Source organism: Scandinavium sp. M-37 (assembly GCF_043558715.1).
GTDB lineage: Bacteria > Pseudomonadota > Gammaproteobacteria > Enterobacterales > Enterobacteriaceae > Scandinavium > Scandinavium vulneris_A.
Genome location: NZ_JBIGIN010000049.1, coordinates 22,119 through 28,118, shown reverse-complemented (window position 1 = coordinate 28,118; position 6,000 = coordinate 22,119). Strand labels below are relative to the sequence as shown.

The following is a 6,000-nucleotide window of genomic DNA, read 5'->3' as shown; positions in this document are numbered from 1 at the left end:
GTGATAAAACGAATGGCATACGGATACCGGGATAACGACTACTTTTTTATGAAGATAAAAGCAGCGTTCCCCGGTAAGGCGCGATGAACCTAAAAAAAGCCCCCGATTTTTACAACCGGGGGCTTTTTGTCGGGTGGGGCTGAGCTCACCCGGCCTACATTTTTCTGTGGCGAGGCATTATTTAAATTTTGCCTGCTGGAACAGGGTGTCCCACATGCCGAGGACCAGCGCCTGATCGCGCGGGTTCAGTTCCCCGGCGTGGATGGCTTTTTCCAGGCTCTGGGTGACTTTTTCGTAGACCGCTTCCGGAGAGTGATCGTCCCCTGCTTCCAGGTCTGCTACCGCGAGCGTCAGGTGGCCGCGCAGATAGCCGCTGGCAAACAGTTCATCGTCACTGGCGTGCTCTACCATGTCATCAATTAACGCCAGAATGCGCGATTCAAATTCTGCGATCATCTTCTTTCCTCAATTTAGATCTTCCGGCCAGGGGAAGTGTTCCGCCGTTAACGTCGGCGTTTGATAATAATCTTGTAATGCCGCGATGAGACGTGCCGGACGCGCCGGGATCCCTTCTTCGAGATAGGTCATCACCTGCGCATGCACCCGACGCTGGAACACGATGCGGTCAGGCTCAAAATCCCCTTCGAGATTGTCGCAGCTGACGTTGAACGGGAAACCCGCAGCGGCACAAAACAGCCAGTCAAACGCCTGGGGTTTGACTTCCACATCTTCGAACTGACCCTGGGTTTTGGCATCACGCCCGTCCGGGCAGTACCAGTAGCCAAAATCCACCAGTTTGCGGCGCTCGGCACCCGCAATGCACCAGTGCGAAATCTCATGCAGAGCGCTGGCATAAAAGCCATGGGCAAAGACGATGCGGTTGTACGGCACATCGGCATCAGCTGGAAGATAAATCGGTTCGTCCTCGCCTGAAATCAGACGGGTATTAAAATCATCAGCAAAGCAACTGTCGAAAATGTCGATCAGCTGCTGATAATGGTGTTGTTGTTGCATTAATGAATTCCCAACCACTGGAGGATCTCCGCCCCGTGACTGTCATAGAGAAGTTTTGCGCTCATTACCGCCGAAACGATGACGATCATCGGCCGGATCAGCGTTTGTCCTTTGCTGAGCACCAGTCGCGATCCCATTCGCGCCCCTAAAAATTGTCCTGCCATCATCACAAAACCGGTTCCCCAAATCACCTTGCCGCCGATGATAAACAGCAGCAAACCGCCGACGTTTGAGGTGGCGTTAAGCACTTTGGCGTGCGCGGTAGATTTGGCGAGATTAAAACCGGCCAGCGTCACAAACGCCAGCGCATAAAATGAACCCGCACCGGGGCCGAAAAATCCGTCGTAAAAGCCGACGCAGCCGCCAGACACCAGCGCAAACGGCAACCCGTGCAGGCGACGCTGACGGTCTTCTTCGCCAAGCTTTGGCATCAGCAGGAAATAGAGGCCAATGCCGATCACCAGCAGCGGCAAAATTTGACGCAGGATGTCTGACTGCACGTGCTGAACCAGCAGTGCGCCGCTCATCGAGCCAATAAAGGTCATCAGGATATTGAGCTTCTGGTCCGCCAGGCTGACCACTTTGCGCCGTATAAAATAGAGCGAGGACGATAGCGACCCACCGCAGGCCTGCAGTTTGTTAGTGGCCAGCGCATTTGCCGGTGACATGCCCACAGCCAGCAGCGCAGGAATGGTCAACAGACCGCCGCCCCCGGCCAGGGAATCAATAAACCCGGCCAGCAGCGCGATAAAGAAAAGTGCCACCAGCAGTAGCGGTGACACCATAAATATCTCAGTGAAATGTTCCATCAGAGGACATGCTCATCCAGTAGCGCCTGGCAGGAAGGCGGCAACGGCGGTGCCGTCTTCTTCACAGGTTTGGAGGTTCCCGGTTTCGGTGGCTGAAACCAGCTTTGTAGCTCAGCCCCACAGCCATCGCCTGCCGGGGGTGCGACCTGGTCTTCGCACTCTAAGCTCCCGGCCGGGCAGCGCAGACGTACGTGCATATGGGCGCGATGCTGGAACCACGGACGCACTTTTCGCAGCCAGTCACGGTCGGTTCCGGCATCCAGGCACAGCTGCTGTTTAATCGCCGGGTTGACGAAAATACGCGTCACGTCGTTATCTTTGGCGGCCAGTTTAATCAGCGCACTGATTTTCGGCGTCCACAGCGACGGCACCACACGCTTGCCATCAGCGGCCACAAGATCCAGCGCCTGCGGTTTAAGCAACTGCGCAGAGGTCCAGCGGGTTTGTGGGAGTTGCAGGAAAATATCGACGTCCAGCCCGGACTGATGGCTGGCGTGACCGCCGTTAAAGCGCCCGCCTGCGGGCATCCCCATATCGCCAATCAGCATCGTGCCAAGTCCCAGATTATGCACCTGGTTGCTTAGACGCTGAATGAACAGGATAAGGTCCGGATGACCGAAGTAGCGACGCTGGTCGGTACGCATCACCTGATAGTTATCGGAACGCAACGGCAACCCTTCCGCCCCGACGATACAGCCGTTGGCAAAGGCGCCAATCGACTGTGCGGTACCCGGAATCGGCTGGGTGATTTTTTGCCACGGCGTGGCGGCGTATCCCACGCTGCTAGCCAACAAGGCCAGCAGCGCAATAACGGTTTTTTTCATTTTCCCGCATTTCCCTGGAGAGAATTACCAGCGAGGAAGCGTGGTGGTCACATCGGCATTTTGCGCACGCTGGCGCAGCAGATGATCCATCAGAACGATCGCCAGCATCGCTTCCGCGATAGGCACCGCGCGGATCCCAACACAGGGGTCGTGACGGCCTTTGGTGATCATCTCGACTTCTTCGCCAAAACGATTGATGGTGCGACCCGGCACGGTGATGCTGGAGGTCGGTTTTAACGCCATGTGAGCAATGATTTGCTGCCCGCTGCTGATCCCGCCCAGCACGCCACCGGCGTGGTTGCTCTGGAAACCGGCGTGGGTGATTTCATCCCGATTCTGGCTACCGCGCAGGCTGACAACGCCAAACCCGTCGCCAATCTCGACGCCTTTTACTGCATTAATGCTCATCAGTGCGTGGGCAATGTCTGCATCGAGACGGTCAAATACCGGCTCGCCGAGGCCCGGCGGTACGCCGTCAGCTACCACGGAAACCTTCGCCCCAATCGAGTCACCTTCTTTTTTCAGGCCGCGCATCAGTTCGTCGAGCGCCTCGATTTTGTCCGGGTCCGGGCAGAAGAACGGGTTCTGTTCCACCTGCTCCCAGTCTTTGATTTCCAGCGGGATATCACCCATTTGGGTCAGACAACCGCGAATAACAATGCCAAATTTCTGTGCCAGATATTTCTTGGCAATCGCACCGGCGGCAACGCGCATTGCCGTTTCACGGGCGGAAGAACGACCGCCGCCGCGATAATCGCGCAGTCCGTATTTCTGTTCGTAGGTATAGTCGGCATGACCCGGACGGAAAACGTCTTTGATAGCACTGTAATCCTGAGAACGCTGATCGGTGTTCTCAATCAGCAGGCCAATGCTGGTGCCAGTGGTCACGCCTTCGAACACCCCAGAGAGGATTTTCACCTGGTCCGGTTCGCGGCGCTGGGTGGTATAACGCGAAGTGCCAGGACGGCGACGGTCGAGGTCGTGCTGCAGGTCCGCCTCCGTCAGAGGAATGCCCGGCGGCACGCCGTCCACGATGCAGCCGAGGGCCACACCGTGTGATTCGCCGAAGGTCGTTACGCGAAAGAGTTGTCCAATTGTGTTTCCGGCCATCACGGCTCCATCGAATTTTAATTAGTCTTTATAGATGCTGAAGTGTTCGCGGGCAGCCACAAGCTGCGCTTTGGTGAGCATAAAGACGCCGTCACCGCCGTTATCAAACTCAAGCCAGGTGAACGGAACGTCAGGATACTGCTCTATCAGATGTACCATGCTGTTACCGACTTCACAAATCAGAATGCCGTCGTCAGTCAGGTAATCCGGCGCGTTGCCCAGAATACGGCGTGTCAGCTTCAGGCCATCAGAACCGGATGCCAAACCCAGTTCCGGCTCGTGGCGATATTCGTTCGGCAGGTCGGCCATGTCTTCCGCGTCAACGTACGGCGGATTGGTGACAATCAGGTCGTACTGCACTTTTGGCAGGTCGCGGAAGAGGTCGGAACGGATAGGGGTCACGTGATGGATAAGACCGTGCTCTTCGATGTTTTGCTCGGCTACAGCCAGCGCGTCGGCAGAGATATCCACGCCATCCACTTCCGCTTCCGGGAAGGCATAAGCACAGGCGATGGCGATACAGCCACTGCCGGTACACATATCCAGAATATGCTCAGGCTGATGAGAAATCAGGCCGGCAAAACGGTTGTTGATAAGCTCACCAATCGGCGAGCGCGGCACCAGCACGCGTTCATCAACATAAAATTCGTGGCCGCAGAACCAGGCTTTGTTCGTCAGATAGGAGACCGGGATACGCTCGTTGACGCGGCGAATCACGCGTTCGACGATGCGATGTTTTTCACTGGAGGTCAGACGTGCGCTGCGCATGTCTTCAGGGATATCCAGCGGTAAATAGAGTGACGGCAGCACCAGCTGAACGGCCTCATCCCACGGGTTGTCCGTGCCATGACCGTACCAGATCCCCGCCGCGCTAAAGCGGCTGACTGACCAGCGCAACATATCCTGAATGGTATGCAGCTCATTGACTGCTTCATCGACAAAAATTTTATCCACTTTCCCCTCCAGGGCCCATCGCTGAAATTCGGCGGCTAGTTTGCCATGAAGACGCCGATAAATCAGCTTTCTTGCGTCGCAGGATGGGAGAAATTGGCGTTTTCTCTGCCCGTGCGCCCCAAGAGTCGGGTAAACTGCCGCAAAGCGAAAATGAGAAGTGAAGATGAAGAAGAAAACCTCACTCAGCGATGAGGATCAGGCGCTGTTCCGTCAGCTGATGACCGGCACCCGCCAGATTAAGCAGGACACCATTGTCCATCGCCCGACGCGTAAGAAAGTCAGCGAAGTGCCGGTGAAGCGTTTGCTTCAGGAGCAGGTCGATAACAGCCACTATTTTTCCGATGAGTTTCAGCCGCTGCTGAATACTGAAGGCGCGATGAAATACGTGCGCCATGACGTCAGCCATTTTGAGGCCAAGAAGCTGCGTCGCGGTGATTATTCCCCGGAGCTGTTTCTCGATTTGCACGGGCTGACGCAGATGCAGGCCAAACAGGAATTAGGCGCGCTGATTGCCGCCTGCCGTCGAGAACACGTATTTTGCGCCTGTGTGATGCACGGGCATGGGAAGCATATACTCAAGCAGCAAACACCGCTGTGGCTGGCGCAGCACCCACACGTGATGGCGTTTCATCAGGCACCGAAAGAGTACGGCGGAGATGCCGCGCTGCTGGTGTTGATCGAGGTGGAAGAGTGGCAGCCGCCGGAATTACCTTAACTCGAACTATTCAGCGTTAAAGGTGGCGGAAAAGAGACGGGTAAAAGTGGCGGGAAGCGCACGGCTCACCCGCCTCTCACTCAGATGGCTTTAGCCATCTTCAGATTGCACGGGCTCATCTGCCAGTTAAACTGGCCTTGCCCGCTGGCATCCAGCGTGACGTTAGCAATCGCGGATGTCGAGAACATCGGCGGTGTTTCGCCTGGGCAGAGCTCGGAAACCAGGTAGCCTACCAGCGGCAGGTGAGAAACCACCAGCGCAGAAGCAACACCTTCGTTTGCCAGCGCCTGTAGATAGGCGCTTACCAGCCCTACATCGCCGCACGGCGTGAGTTCCGGCAGGACATCGATCTCTTTTGGCAGGTTCATGCACTCCCCCACCACATCCAGCGTTTGTTCTGCTCGTAAGAACGGGCTGACCAGAACGCGCTCAATATCCACTTTTTGACCTTTCAGCCAGTTCGCCATTTGACGGGATTCATCGCAACCACAGGTAGTGAGTGGACGAACCGAGTCGCTGGCTGCATCGAGGGCAGCGTCGCCGTGACGCATGATAAAAACTTGCATATTGCACC

At 56.2% G+C, this 6,000-nt stretch carries 8 protein-coding genes; 1 reads left to right on the top strand and 7 read right to left on the bottom strand.

Annotated features, from left to right (window positions below; all coding sequences use genetic code 11):
- Nucleotides 1–177 precede the first annotated feature (177 nt).
- The 6 genes from ACG0Z5_RS22290 to prmB are packed head-to-tail and all read right to left on the bottom strand — an operon-like array spanning nt 178 to nt 4,711.
- Nucleotides 178–456, bottom strand: coding sequence for a YfcL family protein (locus ACG0Z5_RS22290; protein WP_110509163.1), 279 nt, complete (start codon nt 454–456; stop codon nt 178–180).
- Nucleotides 457–465: 9 nt separating this feature from the next.
- Nucleotides 466–1,014, bottom strand: coding sequence for an elongation factor P hydroxylase (locus ACG0Z5_RS22285; protein ID WP_394451286.1), 549 nt, complete (start codon nt 1,012–1,014; stop codon nt 466–468).
- Nucleotides 1,014–1,823 carry a sulfite exporter TauE/SafE family protein gene (locus ACG0Z5_RS22280; protein WP_319628796.1) on the bottom strand — a complete coding sequence of 270 codons (810 nt, stop codon included), beginning with the start codon at nt 1,821–1,823 and terminating at the stop codon, nt 1,014–1,016. Before ACG0Z5_RS22280 ends, ACG0Z5_RS22285 begins: the two co-directional genes overlap by 1 nt.
- Complete coding sequence (gene mepA / locus ACG0Z5_RS22275; protein WP_394451285.1) at nt 1,823–2,647, bottom strand: penicillin-insensitive murein endopeptidase; 825 nt, start codon at nt 2,645–2,647, stop codon at nt 1,823–1,825. Before mepA ends, ACG0Z5_RS22280 begins: the two co-directional genes overlap by 1 nt.
- Nucleotides 2,648–2,671: 24 nt before the next feature.
- Entirely contained in the window at nt 2,672–3,757 is a 1,086-nt protein-coding gene (gene aroC / locus ACG0Z5_RS22270) for a chorismate synthase (RefSeq protein WP_394451284.1), read from the bottom strand.
- Nucleotides 3,758–3,778: 21 nt separating this feature from the next.
- Nucleotides 3,779–4,711, bottom strand: a complete 933-nt coding sequence (gene prmB, locus ACG0Z5_RS22265) for a 50S ribosomal protein L3 N(5)-glutamine methyltransferase (protein ID WP_394451283.1) — start codon at nt 4,709–4,711, stop codon at nt 3,779–3,781.
- Between the two features lie 163 nt (nt 4,712–4,874).
- Here prmB and smrB point away from each other — a divergent pair, with 163 nt between their 5' ends.
- Entirely contained in the window at nt 4,875–5,426 is a 552-nt protein-coding gene (gene smrB, locus ACG0Z5_RS22260) for an endonuclease SmrB (protein WP_319628792.1), read from the top strand.
- 80 nt (nt 5,427–5,506) lie between these two features.
- On the opposite strand, the gene sixA is transcribed toward smrB, so the two are convergent.
- Nucleotides 5,507–5,992, bottom strand: a complete 486-nt coding sequence (sixA, locus tag ACG0Z5_RS22255) for a phosphohistidine phosphatase SixA (protein ID WP_394451281.1) — start codon at nt 5,990–5,992, stop codon at nt 5,507–5,509.
- Nucleotides 5,993–6,000: the final 8 nt, after the last annotated feature.